At 67.3% G+C, this 17,629-nt stretch carries 15 protein-coding genes; 5 read left to right on the top strand and 10 right to left on the bottom strand.

The window, feature by feature from the left end; all coding sequences use genetic code 11:
- Positions 1–6: 6 nt before the first annotated feature.
- From LC407_RS14635 to LC407_RS14620, 4 genes are read right to left on the bottom strand one after another with little or no spacing between them, the layout of a single operon-like run.
- Positions 7–444, bottom strand: coding sequence for a hypothetical protein (locus tag LC407_RS14635; RefSeq protein ID WP_134833173.1), 438 nt, complete (start codon positions 442–444; stop codon positions 7–9).
- A complete protein-coding gene (locus LC407_RS14630; RefSeq protein ID WP_223483076.1) occupies positions 441–1,775 on the bottom strand; it encodes a phosphatase PAP2/dual specificity phosphatase family protein in 1,335 nt (444 codons plus the stop codon). Before LC407_RS14630 ends, LC407_RS14635 begins: the two co-directional genes overlap by 4 nt.
- On the bottom strand, positions 1,775–3,526 hold the full coding sequence (locus tag LC407_RS14625; protein ID WP_059065327.1) for a bifunctional alpha/beta hydrolase/class I SAM-dependent methyltransferase: 1,752 nt from the start codon (positions 3,524–3,526) through the stop codon (positions 1,775–1,777). Before LC407_RS14625 ends, LC407_RS14630 begins: the two co-directional genes overlap by 1 nt.
- A 39-nt stretch (positions 3,527–3,565) precedes the next feature.
- Complete coding sequence (locus LC407_RS14620; RefSeq protein ID WP_033832378.1) at positions 3,566–4,186, bottom strand: CDP-alcohol phosphatidyltransferase family protein; 621 nt, start codon at positions 4,184–4,186, stop codon at positions 3,566–3,568.
- Positions 4,187–4,399: 213 nt separating this feature from the next.
- Here LC407_RS14620 and purH point away from each other — a divergent pair, with 213 nt between their 5' ends.
- From purH to purD, 3 genes are read left to right on the top strand one after another with little or no spacing between them, the layout of a single operon-like run.
- A complete protein-coding gene (purH, locus tag LC407_RS14615) occupies positions 4,400–5,983 on the top strand; it encodes a bifunctional phosphoribosylaminoimidazolecarboxamide formyltransferase/IMP cyclohydrolase (protein WP_223483075.1) in 1,584 nt (527 codons plus the stop codon).
- Positions 5,984–6,000: 17 nt separating this feature from the next.
- The gene (locus tag LC407_RS14610; RefSeq protein ID WP_080149706.1) at positions 6,001–6,879 is read left to right on the top strand and encodes a hypothetical protein; all 879 of its coding nucleotides are present in this window, start codon (positions 6,001–6,003) and stop codon (positions 6,877–6,879) included.
- A 58-nt stretch (positions 6,880–6,937) separates the two neighbouring features.
- Positions 6,938–8,221 (top strand): phosphoribosylamine--glycine ligase, encoded by a 1,284-nt coding sequence (purD, locus tag LC407_RS14605; protein WP_223483074.1) that lies wholly within the window; start codon positions 6,938–6,940, stop codon positions 8,219–8,221.
- A gap of 128 nt (positions 8,222–8,349) precedes the next feature.
- Here purD and rpoH read toward each other — a convergent pair whose 3' ends face one another.
- From rpoH to rhlB, 6 genes are all read right to left on the bottom strand, one after another.
- Entirely contained in the window at positions 8,350–9,225 is an 876-nt protein-coding gene (gene rpoH, locus LC407_RS14600) for an RNA polymerase sigma factor RpoH (protein ID WP_025878613.1), read from the bottom strand.
- Between the two features lie 254 nt (positions 9,226–9,479).
- Positions 9,480–10,205: a uracil-DNA glycosylase gene (ung, locus tag LC407_RS14595; protein WP_033832381.1), complete on the bottom strand. Its 726-nt coding sequence runs from the start codon at positions 10,203–10,205 to the stop codon at positions 9,480–9,482.
- Between the two features lie 9 nt (positions 10,206–10,214).
- Positions 10,215–11,057, bottom strand: coding sequence for a response regulator (locus tag LC407_RS14590; protein WP_025878611.1), 843 nt, complete (start codon positions 11,055–11,057; stop codon positions 10,215–10,217).
- 7 nt (positions 11,058–11,064) lie between these two features.
- Positions 11,065–12,012 carry a permease-like cell division protein FtsX gene (gene ftsX / locus LC407_RS14585; protein ID WP_025878610.1) on the bottom strand — a complete coding sequence of 316 codons (948 nt, stop codon included), beginning with the start codon at positions 12,010–12,012 and terminating at the stop codon, positions 11,065–11,067.
- 2 nt (positions 12,013–12,014) lie between these two features.
- Positions 12,015–12,701 carry a cell division ATP-binding protein FtsE gene (gene ftsE, locus LC407_RS14580; RefSeq protein ID WP_025878609.1) on the bottom strand — a complete coding sequence of 229 codons (687 nt, stop codon included), beginning with the start codon at positions 12,699–12,701 and terminating at the stop codon, positions 12,015–12,017.
- A 126-nt stretch (positions 12,702–12,827) separates the two neighbouring features.
- Positions 12,828–14,558 (bottom strand): ATP-dependent RNA helicase RhlB, encoded by a 1,731-nt coding sequence (rhlB, locus tag LC407_RS14575; protein WP_025878608.1) that lies wholly within the window; start codon positions 14,556–14,558, stop codon positions 12,828–12,830.
- Between the two features lie 512 nt (positions 14,559–15,070).
- On the opposite strand from rhlB, the gene trxA reads away from it, so the two are divergent.
- Together trxA and rho are read left to right on the top strand one after the other, a co-directional pair.
- Positions 15,071–15,400, top strand: a complete 330-nt coding sequence (trxA, locus tag LC407_RS14570) for a thioredoxin (RefSeq protein WP_025878607.1) — start codon at positions 15,071–15,073, stop codon at positions 15,398–15,400.
- Positions 15,401–15,628: 228 nt separating this feature from the next.
- Positions 15,629–17,407 (top strand): transcription termination factor Rho, encoded by a 1,779-nt coding sequence (gene rho / locus LC407_RS14565; protein WP_025878606.1) that lies wholly within the window; start codon positions 15,629–15,631, stop codon positions 17,405–17,407.
- Positions 17,408–17,629: the final 222 nt, after the last annotated feature.

The following is a 17,629-nucleotide window of genomic DNA, read 5'->3' as shown; positions in this document are numbered from 1 at the left end:
CTCCGGTCAGGTCTGCGGCCACAGCACGGCCAGCAGCAGGGCAGCGAACTGCAGCAGCGTGGCGGCGTACTGGCGCATCAGCAGACGCCGCATGCCGGTCCAGCGCGCATCCCAGCCACGCGTCGGTGCCGATGCGTCCAGCCTGCGCAGGCCAGCGGTGTGCAGCGCCTGGTCCACGCGTTGTGCCGCGACTTCACCCTGCAGGCCCTCCTGCTGCAGCAGGCGCAGCAGGCTGGCGTCCAACTGCACCCGCACCGCGTAGTACGCCTGCGCAACACCTGCAACCAGGCTCAGCAGCAGCAGGCCAGCGGCGAACATCGCCAGCCCAGGCTCGATACCCAGCAGCAACAGAGCCACCAGCAGCAGGCCCAGCGACAACGCGGCAGGCACTCGCCCCTGCCGCAGCAGCAGATGCATCATCGGCAGATCGGGCACGGCGCTCATGCAATGGCCTCCTGCGCGGCAGCGGCCGCGATCACCTGTAGATGAACGTCATGCAGCACGATCGACGGCCGCGCGCCACGCACGATCGACACCGCGTCAGCCACATCGCGCGCACGGCCGGTGCGCAGCAACCAGGTCGCCACGCTGGCCGCGCTACGTGAGTACCCCAGCGCACAGCAGACCAGGACGGGGCCATGGCCGCGCAGGCGTTCAATGGCATCTGCCGCGGCACGCAGCTGCGCCGCCGAAGGCACCACCAGGTCCAGCATCGGCACGCTGGCGTACGCTGCTCCCGGCGCGCGGCAGGACAGCTCCGCACAGGTGTCGACCACGCCCACCAGCGGTGCCGGCAGTGCGGTACCTGGCAGGCGCCCCAGCCAGACAGCGTCGACGACCGGCACCGGCTGCGGCGCGCGGCGCGTCCACAACCGCGAGTTGATCCACGCCGCACCCAGGTACGGTGCCAGCAGCCAGCGCGCGGCCATCGTCAACCGGCCATCGGCGCGCTTCTGGAACACCGCCGTGCCCAGCCCGGCATAGGCCAGCGACACCAGCAGCAACGACACCACGGGCCACAGCAGCCACAATGCGGTGCCGCGCAGCATCACCACCGGCACCAGCAGCAGGCCGGCACCCAACACATACAACGCGGCCAGCCGACAACGCTTCGGGTCACCTGCAGCCTGCCAGGCACGCAACGGCGGCGTGCCCTGCTCTGGCCACAGCCACACGCACAACCAGCCGGCCAGCAGCCCGGTGGGAATGTCGATGAAGTGATGCTGGAACGTGGTCAGCACCGAAATGCCGATCAGCAGCGCCCACACATGCAGCACCAGCCGCCAGACCCCGTGCAGGTACTGCGCGAACTTCACCCACAGCACGATCAGCAGCACGATATGCAGCGACGGCGCCTGGTTGAATGGCTTGTCGAAGCCCAGCAGCACGTCGAACAACCAGCCGAACACACCGCCGATTTCCGGCCGTTCGAAGCTGAAGCGCAACGGCCACAACAGGAAGCACGCCACCGCGATCACCTGCGCGCTGAGCAGGCGCAGCGCGTGCCGGTCCAACTCCAGCCGGCGCCGGCACAGGAAGAACGAGATCGCATAGAACAGGTCGATCGACCAGTACGGCACGATCGTCCACGGCACGAACGGAATCCGCGCCTCCCAGGCAAATGCCATCACCGGCAGCTGGGCATGACGGCCGGCCATCCAGTTGGCGAAGCCATAGCTGGCGAAGAAGAACGGACCGAGCAGGGCCAGCCACAGCAGGGCGCGCCGCCAGGGGCGCGCCTCGCTGGATGATGCGGTTGCCGCCAGCGTCGCCATCACGCGATCCGTCGTGCCAGCGATACGGTGAAGATGCCGAAGTCATCGATGCGCTGGGCCACCTTCTGGAAGCCGGCCAGGCGCACCAGTTCGTCCATCTCGTGCTGGGTACGGCGGCGCATCACCCACGCCGCGCCACCACGATGGCTGGTCAACGCACGCGCGATGAACTCCAGCTGCGGATGCCACGGCTGCCCGGTATAGGCCAGGTAACCGCCCACCGGCACCGTCGCAGCGATGCCCTGCAGTGAACGCAGCACCGCATCGTTGTCGGGGAACAGTTCGTAGAGGCCGGATACCACCGCCAGCGTCGGCGCCGGTTCCACTGCTGCCAGCTGCGCCGGATCGAACGCATCGCCCTGTTCGAAGCGGGCGATGTCGGCCGCGCCGAGGCGCTCGATCAAGGCCTTGCCCTGCGTTACGTTCAGATCGCTGAAATCGCGCAGCACGATGCGGTCGGCACGCTGTTCGCCCTGGCCGAGTGCTTCCAGCACGTAACGGCCATGGCCGGCCGCCACGTCCAGCACGCGCACCGGCGCGCCCTGCCCGCGCAGTCGCTGGGCGGCATCGCGCAGCAGTTCCTGCAGGTGCTTGCCGCGCACGCGGATGCCGCGCCAACCGATCGCATCCAGATAGTTGCGGTCGACCATCCGGCCCAGCGGGCCCTTGCCCCGCGCCTCATCACGGTAGATGTAGTCCAGCGTGCTGCCCGAGTCGAAACCGGTCTGCAGGCCCAGCGCGATGCCCTCCGACAGCGTGCCGCCGAAACGCAGGCCACCGCGCACCACGCGCCAACGCAGGTCGGCCAGGCTGTTGCGCTCCGGTGGCCACGACAGGATCTCCGATTCCTCGAAGGTCGGGCCATGCCGATGCGCATCGCGCCGCGACAGCTCCTGCAGCGGTTCGGCAAAGCGTGCCTGGATGAAGCTGCGGATACGCGCCAGCGCCGGTGCACGGTCACGCTCGCCGAGGGTGTCGTGGAAGAAGCCCGGCAGGTGCACGCGCTCCTTGATCGGGCTGGACAGGCGTTCGTAGAAGCGGTCCTGCGGGCCGCGATGCACCACGAAGTCCGAGCCCGAAACCAGCAACTGCACCGGCACGCTGATCGCCTGCGCGTCGGCCACGATGCGGTCGGCCGCTTCGTACAGGCCCAGCAGCACGCGCACCGAGATCGGCCGGGTGATCAGCGGATCGGTGCGGTAGCTTTCCACCCGTGCCGGGTCGTGGGTCAGCCACTGCGGCTTGACGTAGCTGTTGACGAAGAAGTTGCCGCGCAGTTTCTGCATCAGCGCCAGTCCAGCGCGTGCGAACGGTACGTACAGCTTCACCTTGAATGCCGGCGAAGCCATCACCAGCGCGCGCAGCCGCGGCGCATAGTCATGCACCCAGGTGGCGGCAACCACCGCGCCCACGCTCTGCGCGATCACCACGATGTCCTCCACCGCGATGCCATGCTCGGCACTGATGTGGGCGATGAAGCTGTCCAGGTCGCGCACCAGCGCCGGGAAGCCCGGTGCGTCGCCGCGCGTGCCGGGCGAGCGACCATTGCCGCGCGCATCCCACGCGAAGAACGCGGTGTCGGGCAGGTCCAGCTCGTCGACCAGATGGGTGACCCGGCCGGAGTGTTCATGGCCGCGATGCAGCAGCACGATGGCCTTGGCCGGCGTGGTTGCCGTGGTGCTCGGCCAGTACCGGTAGAACAGCGGTACCTGGTCGAAGCTGTGGAATTCCCGTTCCTGCGCCTGACGCATGCAATCTCCGTATGGATAGGGCGTGTAATCGTGTTGTGCTTACCGCTGCGATATCGCCGCGGCTTCCTTCAATCCCTGGCGTACGCGACGGACCACCGTCACCCCACACAGCAGTGCGGCCAGTGCGGCGACCGCGCTGACCACGGTTGCGCCTGCCCAGCCAAACGCCAGCAGCAGGCCCAGCACGCCGATCACGAACGCACGGTCGCTCTTGCCCATCGGGCCGTCATAGCGGCGGCTGGCGCCGACCATCAGGCCCAGCACGCCGGCGTACTCGCTCAGCGCGGCGGCCCAGGCCAGCAGCCACAGTGCCTCGGGGCGCACGCCCGGTACGCTGAGCAGGCTCAGGTACAGCGCCGCGTCGGCGATCACATCGCACAACTCGTTCAGATAGGCGCCCAGCCGCGATTGCTGGCCGAACTCGCGGGCCAGCATGCCGTCGACGGCGTTGAGGGCCATGCGCAGCAGCATCCACAGCGGCAGGGCCAGATACAGCAGCGGCTGGGTGGGAGCGCAGCACCACACCGCAGCGGCCACCAGCAGCGAGACCACGGCCGCAGCCACGGTCACCGTGTTGGCGGTGATCCCCACGCGGTACAGGCCGTGTACGGCCGGACGCAGCAGGTCCTGGAAACGTCCTTTCAATGCATAGATCGACACGATCTGAACCCGCTAATCCTTGGCAGTGCGGGCACAGCCTACCTGATTGCGACAGCGCCACGTATCGAATTGCGCCCAATGCCGGCCCATGCAGGTGCTGTCGAGCGGACCAGGACGGGAGTCTGCACCGGCCAATTTCCCCCACCAGCGCCCGCCACCGGCCCCCACCGCCTACAATATCGGCCCCGCTCCGCTGCCGATTGCCCTGTCCCCATGACTGCTGATCTGTTGCCCGTCCGCCGGGCCCTCCTCTCCGTTTCCGACAAGACCGGCCTGGTCGAGCTGGCCACCGCGCTGGCTGCACGCGGCGTGGAGCTGTTGTCCACCGGCGGTACCGCCAAGGCGATCCGCGATGCGGGCCTGGCCGTGAAGGACGTAGCCGAGGTCACCGGCTTCCCGGAAATGATGGATGGCCGGGTCAAGACCCTGCATCCGATGGTGCATGGCGGCCTGCTGGGCCGCTCCGGCCTGGACGACGCGGTGATGGCCGAACACGGCATCGGTGCCATCGACCTGCTGGTGCTGAACCTGTACCCGTTCGAATCGGTCACTGCCAAGGCCGACTGCACCCTGGCCGACGCGGTGGAGAACATCGACATCGGCGGCCCGGCGATGCTGCGCTCGGCGGCCAAGAACTTCGCCCGCGTGGCGGTGGCCACCGACCCGTCGCAGTACGCCGAACTGCTGGCCTCGCTGGATGCCAACGACGGTCAGCTGTCGGCCGGCACCCGTTTCGCCTTCTCGGCGGCCGCATTCAACCGCGTTGCCCAGTACGACGCGGCGATCAGCAACTACCTGTCGGCCGTCACCGCCACCGACGCCGCCGTGCCGGTGCGCGCCGAGTACCCGGCGCAGATGAATTCCACCTTCGTGAAGGTGATGGACCTGCGCTACGGCGAAAACCCGCACCAGAGCGGCGCGTTCTATCGCGACCTGCATCCGGTGCCGGGCACGCTGGCCACCTTCCAGCAGCTGCAGGGCAAGGAGCTGAGCTACAACAACCTGGCCGATGCCGATGCAGCCTGGGAATGCGTGCGCCAGTTCGACGCGCCGGCCTGTGTCATCGTCAAGCATGCCAACCCGTGCGGCGTGGCCGTTGGCGCCGGCAACGGCGATGCCTACGAGCTGGCCTACGCCACCGACCCGACCAGCGCCTTCGGCGGCATCATCGCCTTCAACAAGCCGCTCGACGCAGCCACCGCGCAGGTGATCCTGGACCGCCAGTTCGTTGAAGTCCTGATTGCGCCGGACTACGAACCGGCCGCGCTGGAATACGCGCAGAAGAAGGCCAACGTGCGCGTGCTGCGCATCCCGCACGGCGACGGCCTGAACAACTTCGACAACAAGCGCGTGGGCTCCGGCCTGCTGCTGCAGTCGTCGGACAACCGCGGCATGACCCGCGACGAACTGAAGGTGGTCAGCAAGCTGGCACCGACCGACAAGCAGTTCACCGACCTGCTGTTCGCCTGGAAGGTCGCCAAGTTCGTGAAGTCCAATGCGATCGTCTACGCCAAGGACAACCGCACCATCGGCGTGGGTGCCGGCCAGATGAGCCGCGTCTACTCGGCGCGCATCGCCGGCATCAAGGCCGCCGACGCGAACCTGGTGGTCGAAGGGTCGGTGATGGCCTCCGATGCGTTCTTCCCGTTCCGCGACGGCATCGACGCCGCTGCCGCCGCCGGCATCAAGGCGGTGATCCAGCCGGGCGGTTCGATGCGCGATGCTGAAGTCATCGCTGCCGCCGATGAACATGGCCTGGCCATGGTGTTCACCGGCGTTCGCCACTTCCGCCACTGATACCTGGAGCGACACGGATGTCTGCAGTCTCTTTGAAACCGCTTGCCGTGCTCGCCTTCGCTGGCACGGCCCTGCTGGCCGGCTGCAAGCCGGCCGCCGAGCCCGCATCTGCCCCCCAGGCAGATGCGGCAAAGCCCGCCGCCAGCGAACCGGCAGCGCATGTCAGTCGCACCGCGCGGCTGCAGGCCTTCCTGACCGGGCGTTACGGCAAGGACGCCAAGCTTTCCGGCCAATGGCGCGGCAGCTGGACCCAGGACGATGAAACGCGCGCGATCGACTGGCAGGTCTGCGCCGAGCAGCCGGTGGTGACCGGCGACAGCTGGCAGCAGCTGCTGGCGGTGTGTGGTGCGCTGGTCGATGGCGCGCATATCGACCCGGGAACGATCGAGTTCTTCGTGCTGCAGCCCAAGGGCGATGGCTTCGGGGTGACCAGCGAGCTGACCGGCGAGCGCTTCGGCAGTGGTGGCCAGCCCGGCACCGCCAGCATCATCCGCGCCGGCAGCGATTTCTACGGCTTCCGCGTCGAGGATGGCTGGTTCGGCCAGGGCTTCTCGCTGCTCTCGCAGACCCTGGTCCTGCCGGGCCCGAAAGGCCTGACCAGCACCGGCAACGTGCGCAGCCACATCGACAACGACGCCCAGTACGAATGCGAGAACGTCGACGCGGCCGCCGACCCCGATACCGCCGAAGACTGCCGCACCCGCCGCTTCAGCATCGATTTCGCACTGCGTTTCGACGACAGCGACCGCAGTGCGCGCATCTGGCCACTGCTGATCGAGGAATCCGGCAACACCTGCGGCGGCAAGCGGGTGCGTCAGGAGCACCGCTTCACCCTGGACCCGAAGTCCTGGACCTACTCCTTCCCCGAATCGCTGCGACGCGAAGGCTGCGAATGACGCACACGCGCCGCCGGGGACCTGGAACTTCCCTTCCCACGCAATCTGGAATCTCGTGATGAACGTACTTGTCATCGGCTCTGGCGGCCGCGAACACGCTCTGGCATGGAAGCTGGCCCAGTCCTCCCGTGTCACTGAAGTGCTCGTGGCGCCCGGCAATGCCGGCACCGCCAACGAAGACAAGTGCCGCAACGTCGCGGTGAAGGTCACCGACATCGATGGCCTGCTCGCCCTGGCCCAGGCCGAAGGCGTGGCGCTGACCGTGGTCGGCCCGGAAGTGCCGCTGGTGGCCGGCGTGGTCGACCGCTTCCGCGCCGCCGGCCTGCGCATCTTCGGGCCGACGGCGGCAGCCGCGCAGCTGGAAGGCAGCAAGGCCTACGCCAAGGATTTCCTGGCACGCCACAACATCCCCACCGCGTTCTATTCGGTGCACACCGAGATCGAGCCGGCACTGGCCTACCTGCGCGAGAAGGGCGCACCGATCGTGGTCAAGGCCGACGGCCTGGCCGCCGGCAAGGGCGTGATCGTGGCGATGACCCTCGCCGAAGCCGAAGACGCGGTGCGCGACATGCTTTCGGGCAACGCCTTCGGCGATGCCGGCGCGCGCGTGGTGATCGAGGAATTCCTCGACGGCGAGGAGGCCAGCTTCATTTCGATGGTCGATGGCGTGCATGCACTGCCGATGGCCACCTCGCAGGATCACAAGCGCGTCGGCGACGGCGACACCGGTCCGAACACCGGCGGCATGGGTGCGTACTCGCCGGCTCCGGTGGTGACACCTGAAGTGCATGCACGGGTGATGCGCGAGGTGGTGAACCCGACCGTGCAGGGCATGATTGCCGACGGCATCCCATTCACCGGCTTCCTCTATGCCGGCCTGATGATCGATGCCAGCGGCGCGCCGAAGGTGATCGAGTTCAACGTGCGTTTCGGCGACCCTGAAACCCAGCCGGTGATGCTGCGCCTGCAGTCGGACCTGGTGGACCTGGTGGACGCGGCGATCGATGGCTGCCTGGACCAGGTGGATGCGCAGTGGGATCCGCGCCCGTCGCTCGGCGTGGTGCTGGCAGCCAAGCCGTACCCGGAAACGCCGATCACCGGCGAGGTGATCTCCGGCCTGGATGATGTGCCGGCAACGGCCAAGGTGTTCCATGCAGGAACGACGCTGGATGCGCAGGGCCAGGTGCTCAGCGCAGGTGGCCGCGTGCTGTGCGTGGCAGCACTGGGTGACAGCGTGCGCGAGGCGCAGGCGAACGCGTACGCGGGCGTGGCGAAGGTGACCTGGGCCAACGAGTTCCACCGCACCGACATCGGCTGGCGCGCGATCGCGCGGGAAATCTGAGACCGCGCTGATCCACGCGTGGCGTGGATCTACTGGATCGCGACGTAGATCCACGCCATGCGTGGATCCAGCAGGAAAAAAAGGCCCGGCAATGCCGGGCCTTTCCATTACTCAAACGCTTCGCCGCCTTATGCGGTGAACAGCGCCTTCATCTTCTTCAGCGCGTTCGCTTCAACCTGGCGGATACGCTCGGCCGATACGCCGTACTCGTCCGCCAACTCCTGCAGCGTCACCTTGCTGTCCGCATCCAGCCAACGGCGGCGGATGATGTCGCGCGAACGCGCATCCAGTTCCGCCAGGCCTTCGCGCAGCAGCTGCATCTGGTTGTCTTCGCTGTCCTCGCGCTCGTAGGCCATCGACGGATCTTCGTCATTGGCCACCAGATACGCAGCCGGCGACGGCGGCGCGTGGTCGTTGTCTTCATCGGTGGGGGCATCGAAACCGATATCGCGGCCGGACAGGCGCGATTCCATTTCCAGCACCTCGCGCTCGGACACGTTCAGGTCCTTGGCCACCGCACTGACTTCGGCCGCGTTCATCCAGCCCAGGCGCTTCTTCGACTTGCGCAGGTTGAAGAACAGCTTGCGCTGCGCCTTGGTCGTGGCGACCTTCACGATGCGCCAGTTCTTCAGGATGAACTCGTGCATCTCGGCACGGATCCAATGCACGGCGAAGGACACCAGGCGCACGCCCATGTCGGGGTCGAAGCGCTTGACCGCCTTCATCAGGCCGATGTTGCCTTCCTGGATCAGGTCGCCCAGCGCAAGGCCGTAGCCGTTGTAACCGCGGGCCACGTGCACCACGAAGCGCAGGTGCGAATGCACCAGCTCACGGGCAGCGTCCAGATCGTTGCCGTCGCGGAAGCGACGGGCCAGGTCCTGTTCGTTATCGACCGACAGCACCGGAATCTGGTGCACGGCACCGATATAGGCGTCCAGCGAACCGAGCGCACTGGGAATCGGCAGATTGTTTGCCACAAGGGCAGTAGAGGTGTTCTGGCTCATAGGCACCCATCTTAGCAGTCTGGGATTTGGACTGCTAAAGGAGGAAAAAGTTCCAGCATTCCACTGATGAAACACTGGTCCCAAACAGAACCCTACCGTAACGCGATTTGATGACAGTGGCGAGCGCGCTTTTCGGGATACACAATCCCTTGGAATTCAACCCACTAGCCCGGAAAGCGGGGCTATTCCGGGTCAAAGGCAGCTGAACGGGTGGCGGTTTCGCCCATTCAACAAGGGGCAGCGTTGTTCGCCGTTCAGCCCGATGGCGCCAGCGTCGCCCGCGGCGGCAGCGACCAGTCGATCGGCGCCTGGCCGCGGCGCTGCAGGTACTCGTTGGCCATCGAGAAATGACGGCAGCCGAGGAAGCCGCGGTGGGCCGACAGCGGCGAGGGATGCGGGGCTTTCAGCACGCGGTGGCGGCCGGTATCGATCACCTTGCCCTTCTGCTGCGCGTAGGCACCCCAGAGCATGAACACCAGGCCCTCGCGCTCACGGTTCAACACGTCCACCACATGGTCGGTGAAGCCTTCCCACCCGCGCCCCTGGTGCGCACCGGCCTTGCCCTCTTCCACCGTCAGCACCGCGTTGAGCAGCAGCACGCCGCGCTGCGCCCACGGGATCAGGCAGCCGTGGTCCGGGCGGGCAATACCGAGGTCACCCTCGATTTCCTTGTAGATGTTCAACAACGACGGCGGCACCGGCACGCCCGGCTGCACCGAGAAACTCAGGCCATGGGCCTGCCCACGGCCGTGGTACGGGTCCTGGCCGAGGATGACCACTTTCACCTGATCGAACGGGGTCGCATCGAAGGCGGCGAAGATCTGCGGTCCAGGCGGGAACACCGCCGCACCGCTGGCCTTGCGCTGCCGCAGGAAGCTGGACAGCTCGCGCATCTGCGGCTGCAGCAGGTAATCGCCCACACGCTGTTTCCAGCTCGGTTCCAGCTGGATCGCCGGGGTGTCCACTACTTCATCGATCATCGCAACACGTCATCGCAACAGGGGTCCATCATTCAACCGGGCCAGCCGCAGCTGGAACAGCACCTTGGTGATCAGCAGGCGCTCTTCGATCGGCTTCAGCACCAGGTCGTTGGCGCCGGCCTGGAGCAGGCCGGTCTGGTTGTGCGGATTGCCATCGCCGGTCATCACCAGCACCGGCAGGCGGCGCTTGCCGTAGCCGAAGTCCACGCGCACGCGCTGCACCACGTCGCGACCGCTCAGCTCTCCCTTCAGGGTCACATCGGTCAGCACCAGATCGATGCGATGGCGGCTGCGCCCGAGCGATTCGGCGGTGAGCAGGGTAAACGCTTCTTCAGCGCTGACCACATGCATAACGTTGAGCTGCTGGCGCTCGAGCATGCGCTTGGTCGCCTCGGCCACCACCCGGCTGTCCTCGATGTAGAGAATGGTCGCGCCGGGAATGGTCTGCGGCTGCACGTAGCCGCGCACGAAGGTCGCCAGGGCCTCGTGGCCCAGCGATTTGTCGAAGTAGTCGGTGACGTACTCGGTGAAGCGGCGCTGCTCCAGGTGCTGCTGGGCGTCGCCAGAGACCACGATCACCGGCACATAGGCCTGCCCTGCCGCTTCGCGCACCATCCGCGCCAGCGCCAGGCCGTCGCCATCGCGCAGGGTCAACGAGGTGGTGACCAGATCGACCGGCCCCTGCGCCAGCGCATGCTGTGCGTCTTCGATGCTGTCGCAGCCGATCACCTCCACGCCCGGCAGATCGCGCTGCAGGACGTCGGCGATCAGCTTGCGCACCAGCTTGGAGCCGTCAACCACCATCACCCGCGTCGCGGGCCCTTCAAGGTGCTTCAGCGCTTGCGGTTGCATGCCGGTCTCAGGTGTCGGTCGGGCGGGTCTGGCGGAGGAAGTGGCCGGTCACCAGCCATGCACCCAGCCAGCCCAGCAACAAGGTGCCAAGCAGCACCAGGCTGCCATGCAGCAGGTCCAGGCCATGCAGCACGAACGGGCTGCCGTAGCTGCGCGACAGCTCGGCCAGCGGCGCGCGCAGGGCGGCACCGGCAATGCCGATCAGGCCCAGCGCGACCGCACCGGCGCCCAGGCCATACCAGGCGCCCAGGTACAGGAACGGGCGGCGGATGAAACCATCGCTGGCGCCGAGCAGCTGCAGCACGCCGATTTCCTCGCGGCGGGCCTGGATGTCCAAGCGCACGGTGTTGCCGACCACCAGCGCGGCACCGGCGCCGAGCAGCACCGACAGCACCTGCACCAGCCGCGCACCAAACGCGAGCCAGGCATCCAGGCGCTGCCGCCACAGGGCGTCGTGCTGCACCAGGTCGGCACCGGGCAGGCTTTCCAGCGCGCGTGCCAGTCGTGCATCGTCCTGGCCCTGGCCGGGGGTGACCACCAGCAACGAGGGCAACGGGTTGTCGTTGAGTGCGTCGATGGCTTCGCCGAGGCCGGCCTGGCGCAGTTCCTCCAGGCCCTGCTCCGGCGTGCGCACGGTGACACTGGCCACGTCCGGCCGGTCGCGCAGCTCCCCGGCCAGGCGCAGCGCACCCGGGCCGTCGACGTCCGCCTTCAGGAAGACATTGATGTCGCGCGACTGCTGCACGCTGCCGGCAAACTGCTTGAGGTTGTCCAGCGCGATCGACAGGCCCAGCGGCAGCGCCAGGGCCAGCGCCATGACCATCACGGTCAGCAGCGTCGCCCACGGTTTGCGGCAGGCACGGCCGAGGCTGAACACCACGCTGTGCACGTGGTGCTGGAACCACACGCCCAGGCGCGACGGCGCAGCGGCTTCGGTGTTTTCGTTCTTGGCCATGGTTACTCCGCCAGATCCTGCGGCGAGATGTCGTCCACCAGCCGGCCGTGGTCGAGGATCAGCACGCGCTTGCGCATGTGGCGCAGCAGCGGCAGGTCATGGCTGACCACCAGCACGCTGGTGCCGCGTGCGGGCAGCTCGGCGAACAGGGACATGATCTCGGCCGCCAGGGTGGGATCGAGGTTGCCGGTCGGCTCGTCGGCCACCAGCAGCTTGGGCTCGCCGACGATCGCCCGGGCGATGCCGACGCGCTGCTGCTCACCGGCCGACAGCTGCGAGGGCAGCGCCTTTTCGCGGTGGCCAAGGCCCATGCGCTCGAGCACCGAACGCACGCGCTTGTTGATGTCGCCACGGCGGGTGCCGCGCAGGATCAGCGGCAGGGCCACGTTCTCGGCGATGGAGCGGTCCATCAGCAGGCGGTGGTCCTGGTAGACCGCGCCGACCGCGCGTCGATGCCGCGGCACATCACCGCCGCGCACCTTCAGCAGGTTGCGCTCGTCGAACATCACCGCGCCGCGGCTGGGCCGCTCGTCGAGGTGGATCAACTTGAGCAGGGTGCTCTTGCCCGCCCCGGAGTGACCGGTGACGAACAGCATTTCGCCCGGCGCGACCTCGAAGCTGACATCGGTCAGGGCTTCGTGGCCACCGGCGTACTGTTTGCTGACATTGTCGAAGCGCAGGACACTCATGCCCCGATTATGCAGGACCGGCGCGACAGATCGGTAGCGCCGGGCCATGCCCGGCGAAAACCTTCCGGCATCGCGGCCCCGGACGGAGGCCGCTGCGCTCGCCGGGCGTGGCCCGGCGCTACCGGCTTAATTGCCGGACAGCATCCGGCGGATCTTGCGGCCGATACGGGTCAGGAACGAGTCGCCGGCATCGGCGCTGGTACGCACCGGCTTGGCCACCACCTGCACCGGGGTAACCGGGCTGGCGCCGTTGCCGGCGTTGCTTGCCACACCTTCGGCGCCCTCGACCGGACGGCCGTGGCGACGACGACGGCGCTTGCGCGGCTTGCGCTCGCCGTCCACCGCACCTTCCGGCGCAGCTTCAGCGCGCGGCGGACGCGGGGCCTGCACGGCAGCAGCTTCAGCCGTCACTGCACCCTCGACTGCGGCGGCAGCAACCTGCTCACCTTCCACACGCGGCTTGCGCGGGCCACGCGGACGGCGTTCGCCGCTACGCTCGCCATCGCGGCCACCACGCCCAGCGCCAGCACCACTGCCGGAGCGACCGCCACTACGGCCGCCGCCACGACGCTCTTCCTCGGCGGCGCGCGCTTCGCGTGCTTCGCGGAAGATCTGGCCGACGCTTTCATTCTCGTCGCCTTCCTCGCCCGGTGCCGGGGCGGCACGCTCAGGGCGCGGCAGCGAAGTCAGGATCTCGCTGGTGACCGCTTCGACCGGGATCTTCTGTTCGATGTAGGCCTCGATGTCCGGCAGGCCCATCGCATAGCGCTCGCAGGCGAAGCTGATGGCATCGCCTTCCTCGCCCAGGCGGGCGGTACGGCCGATGCGGTGCACGTAGTCTTCGGCGTCGAACGGCAGGTCGTAGTTGTAGACGTACTTGATGCCGTCGATATGCAGGCCGCGGGCGGCCACATCGGTGGCCACCAGGATTTCCAGCTGGCCCTTCTGGAAGCGGTTGAGCAGGCTCTCGCGCTTCTTCTGCGGCACGTCGCCGGACAGCACGCCGACGCGGTAGCCGGAACGCTCCAGCGAACGGGCCACGCGCTCGACGAACACCTTGGTGTTGACGAAGACCATGGTGCGCGCGCCTTCGCTGCGCGACAGCAGGCCCAGCAGCAACGGGATCTTCTCTTCGTCGGCCGGGAAGTAGATGCGCTGGCGCACGCGCGCGGCGGTGATGGTCTCGGCTTCGACCACCAGCTTCTGCGGCTCGTTCATGTGCTCATAGGCCAGCTCGAGCACGCGGTGGCTCAAGGTGGCGCTGAACAGCAGGGTCTGCCGGGTGGAGCGCTCGGGCATGCGGCGCAGCAGGAAGCGGATGTCCTTGATGAAGCCCAGGTCGAACATGCGGTCGGCTTCGTCCAGCACGCAGATCTCGCAGGCGTGCAGCGACACCACCTTGTGCTGCTTGACGTAGTCGATCAGGCGGCCGGGGGTGGCGATGATCACGTCCACGCCCTGCTGCAGGATCTCGCGCTGCTTGTCGTAGTCAACGCCGCCGTAGACCAGCGCGAAACGCAAACCCAGGTCCGAACCGAACTTGACCGCATCCTTGTGGATCTGGATGGCCAGTTCGCGGGTGGGGGCCAGGATCAGCGCGCGCGGGTCTTCCGGCTTGCGATCGGCCAGTGCCGGGCGGGTCAGCAGGCGGTTCACGACAGCGACCAGGAAGGCCAGCGTCTTGCCGGTGCCCGTCTGGGCCTGGCCGGCGACGTCGCCACCGGGCAGCGCGACCGGCAGGGTCAGCGCCTGGATGGGCGTGCAGCGGGTGAATCCGGCTCCTTCAAGACCGGCCTGCAGGGCCGGATGCAGATCAAAGGAGGAAAAAGTCAAATCGGTCAGCGGTTTGTCGCTCATGTGTCCGTCTTGGTATGGCCACGCGCCTGCGGGCGGCGGCACTGAAATCTGTCTGGGGCTCCGTCGCAAACTGCGGCCCCTGCGGCGGGTCGGGCTGGCCGGGACCCCTCGGGTCCGCGCGCCGCACAATGCCCCAGTTTACCGCACTCGGGCCAGCAAACCGGAATCGGGCGTCTCACAGCTTACGGAGACGCGCCTCTTCACCCCGCAGTACCGCGCTTGAACAGCGGCGCGGGCTCCCATGGCCTACCGCGCCAGCACCCCCATTTCAGCCATGGACAGTGACATCGGACACATACCGGGCTCAGCACCGATCACGATACGCTGGGTTCCAGCCAGCATCTGTCCCTGCCCTGCGATAGGGGTACACTGCCGGCCGTGAGCGTCCAGGCATCCCGCCGAACGCACCGTGGCAGTCCGCCGCGAGGCAACGACGAGGGTCACGCCACCGGGCATGGCCCAGTTCACCCACCTCCGGCCTGGCCGGGTGCAATCCAAGACGAGAAACCAAGATGAGCGACAAGGTTGTACACGTCGGCGATGCCGACTTTGATAGCGCCGTACTGAATTCCAAGGAACCGGTGCTGGTCGATTTCTGGGCCGAGTGGTGTGGCCCGTGCAAGATGATCGCCCCGGCGCTGGATGAACTGGCCGATGCCTACCAGGGCCGCGCCAAGATCGCCAAGGTCAACGTGGACAACAACCGCGCCCTGGCCGCCAAGTACCACGTGCGTTCGATTCCCTACCTGGTCGTCTTCAAGGACGGCGAGAAGGTGGGCGAGCAGATCGGTGCCGTTGGCAAGGCCCAGCTGGCCGGCCTGCTGGACAAGGCCCTGGCCTGATCCCGCGCTTTCCGGCAGCCGTTTTCGACGGCTGCCGGGCAGGCGCCCCGGCGCCTGACTGAATACCGTATCCGGCGACCCTTGCGTGGCGCCGCGGGCCGATGATAGTGTCGGCACATCCGGCCGCGTTCGCGTGCCGCATCTTCTGGACGCAGTTTCTTCCAGACCCATTCCCAATGTTCGCCGCCCCAGCCGGGCGCTCGCACCTTCAAGCGAGGAATAACGCTCTTGTCCGATAACACTCCCGAAACCGGTAGCGCTGATGCGCCCGCCGAAAAGCGCGTGCGCAAAGCCCGCGTAACCAAGGCTGCCGCTCCGGCCGCCGCCGAAACCAGCGCCGCCCCTGCGCAGCCTGCCCTGCCGCTGGCAGCCGCGCCCGAGGCGCCGGCACCGGCCGCAGCGCCTTCCGCGCCGAGCGCACCCGCCACCGAGGCCCCTGCCAGCAGTGGCGGCGGCGAAGGTGGCGAGGGCCGCGAATCCGGCCAGCCGCGGCAGTCGCAGCAGAACAACCAGGGCGGTGGCCAGAACCAGAACCCCTACAACCAGGGCGGTCAGCAGGGCCAGCAAGGCCAAGGCAACCGCCGTGACCGTTTCCGCAACCGCCGCGACCGTGATCGCAATGGCGGCGGTGGTGGTGGTGGTGGCAACGGCGGTCGCTTCCGCGACGACGGCATGCCCAACGACAACGGCGAACAGCAGCCGTTCGTACCGCGTCCGCACGCCAACGTCCCCGAAGGCTTCCCGGTCTATTCGCTGAGCGACCTCAAGCGCATGCCGGCCCAGAAGCTGCTGGAGATCGCCGAGCAGCTGCAGATTTCCGAAGGCGTGGCCCGTGCCCGCAAGCAGGACGTGATCTTCGCGCTGCTGAAGGTGCTGACCCGCCACGGCGACGGCGTTGCCGCCGACGGCGTGCTGGAAATCCTGCCGGACGGCTTCGGCTTCCTGCGCGCGGCCGAGGCCAGCTACCTTGCCGGCCCGGACGACACCTACATTTCGCCCAGCCAGATCCGCCGCTTCAACCTGCGTACCGGCGACCACCTGTCCGGCCGCATCCGCTTCCCGAAGGACGGCGAGCGCTACTTCGCGCTGTCGATCGTGGACACCATCAACGGTGAGCCGCTGGAAGCGTCGAAGAACAAGGTGCTGTTCGAGAACCTGACCCCCCTGTTCCCGCGTCGCCGCTTCACCCTGGAGCGCGGCAACGGTTCGTCGGAAGACATCACCGGCCGCATCCTCGACCTGATGGCGCCGCAGGGCAAGGGCCAGCGCTCGCTCATCGTGTCCCAGCCGAAGGCCGGCAAGACGATGATGATGCAGCAGGTGGCCACGGCCATCACCACCAACCATCCGGACGTGCACCTGATCGTGCTGCTGATCGACGAGCGCCCGGAAGAAGTGACCGAAATGCAGCGCACCGTGCGCGGCGAGGTCATCAGCTCGACCTTCGACGAACCGGCCGCGCGCCACGTGCAGGTGGCCGAAATGGTCATCGAGCGCGCCAAGCGCCTGGTCGAGCACAAGAAGGACGTGGTGATCCTGCTCGACTCGATCACCCGCCTGGCGCGTGCCTACAACAACGTCGTGCCGAGCTCGGGCAAGGTGCTGACCGGTGGTGTGGACGCCAACGCCCTGCATCGCCCCAAGCGCTTCTTCGGTGCCGCGCGCAACGTGGAAGAAGGCGGCAGCCTGACCATCATCGCCACCGCGCTGGTCGATACCGGCTCGAAGATGGACGAGGTGATCTACGAAGAGTTCAAGGGCACCGGCAACAGCGAAGTGCACCTGAGCCGTCGCATCGCTGAAAAGCGCGTGTTCCCGGCCATCGACATCAACCGTTCGGGCACCCGTCGCGAAGACCTGCTGATCGAGCCGGAGCTGCTGCAGAAGATCTGGATCCTGCGCAAGCTGCTGCATCCGATGGATGAAATGACGGCGATGGAATTCCTGCTCGACAAGATGAAGAACACCAAGTCCAACGACGAGTTCTTCGGTTCGATGAAGCGCTGATCGCGCGGGATTGATGGAATACGGAAAGGCCCCGCAGTGCGGGGCTTTTTCTTTGGGTGGCGGCAGGACAAACGGCTTCACTTCGCGGCCCGGTGATTTGGCGATAATCTGCGGGACAAATGCCTGACTCTCCGCCCCAGCCGCGCTGGCCGGGCCGCCGATTCCCGCTGTTGCCCCATCCGGAGGATCCGGCGGGTCCAGCCCTGCCCGATCCTTCAACTG

It is taken from the genome of Stenotrophomonas sp. OVS01A, assembly GCF_019969775.1.
Taxonomy (GTDB): Bacteria; Pseudomonadota; Gammaproteobacteria; order Xanthomonadales; family Xanthomonadaceae; genus Stenotrophomonas; species Stenotrophomonas indicatrix.
Note: the sequence above shows the minus strand (reverse complement) of the source record. Positions and strands in the feature narration are given on the sequence as shown.

What these genes read in the sequence shown, in the direction of transcription:
- purH (WP_223483075.1), top strand. Translation starts at nt 4,400, where the DNA reads ATGACTGCTGATCTGTTGCCCGTCCGCCGGGCCCTCCTCTCCGTTTCC.
- LC407_RS14610 (WP_080149706.1), top strand. Translation starts at nt 6,001, where the DNA reads ATGTCTGCAGTCTCTTTGAAACCGCTTGCCGTGCTCGCCTTCGCTGGC.
- LC407_RS14635 (WP_134833173.1), bottom strand. Translation starts at nt 444, where the DNA reads ATGAGCGCCGTGCCCGATCTGCCGATGATGCATCTGCTGCTGCGGCAG.
- ung (WP_033832381.1), bottom strand. Translation starts at nt 10,205, where the DNA reads ATGATCGATGAAGTAGTGGACACCCCGGCGATCCAGCTGGAACCGAGC.
- rpoH (WP_025878613.1), bottom strand. Translation starts at nt 9,225, where the DNA reads ATGAGCCAGAACACCTCTACTGCCCTTGTGGCAAACAATCTGCCGATT.
- LC407_RS14625 (WP_059065327.1), bottom strand. Translation starts at nt 3,526, where the DNA reads ATGCGTCAGGCGCAGGAACGGGAATTCCACAGCTTCGACCAGGTACCG.
- purD (WP_223483074.1), top strand. Translation starts at nt 6,938, where the DNA reads ATGAACGTACTTGTCATCGGCTCTGGCGGCCGCGAACACGCTCTGGCA.
- ftsE (WP_025878609.1), bottom strand. Translation starts at nt 12,701, where the DNA reads ATGAGTGTCCTGCGCTTCGACAATGTCAGCAAACAGTACGCCGGTGGC.
- rhlB (WP_025878608.1), bottom strand. Translation starts at nt 14,558, where the DNA reads ATGAGCGACAAACCGCTGACCGATTTGACTTTTTCCTCCTTTGATCTG.
- LC407_RS14590 (WP_025878611.1), bottom strand. Translation starts at nt 11,057, where the DNA reads ATGCAACCGCAAGCGCTGAAGCACCTTGAAGGGCCCGCGACGCGGGTG.
- LC407_RS14630 (WP_223483076.1), bottom strand. Translation starts at nt 1,775, where the DNA reads ATGGCGACGCTGGCGGCAACCGCATCATCCAGCGAGGCGCGCCCCTGG.
- trxA (WP_025878607.1), top strand. Translation starts at nt 15,071, where the DNA reads ATGAGCGACAAGGTTGTACACGTCGGCGATGCCGACTTTGATAGCGCC.
- ftsX (WP_025878610.1), bottom strand. Translation starts at nt 12,012, where the DNA reads ATGGCCAAGAACGAAAACACCGAAGCCGCTGCGCCGTCGCGCCTGGGC.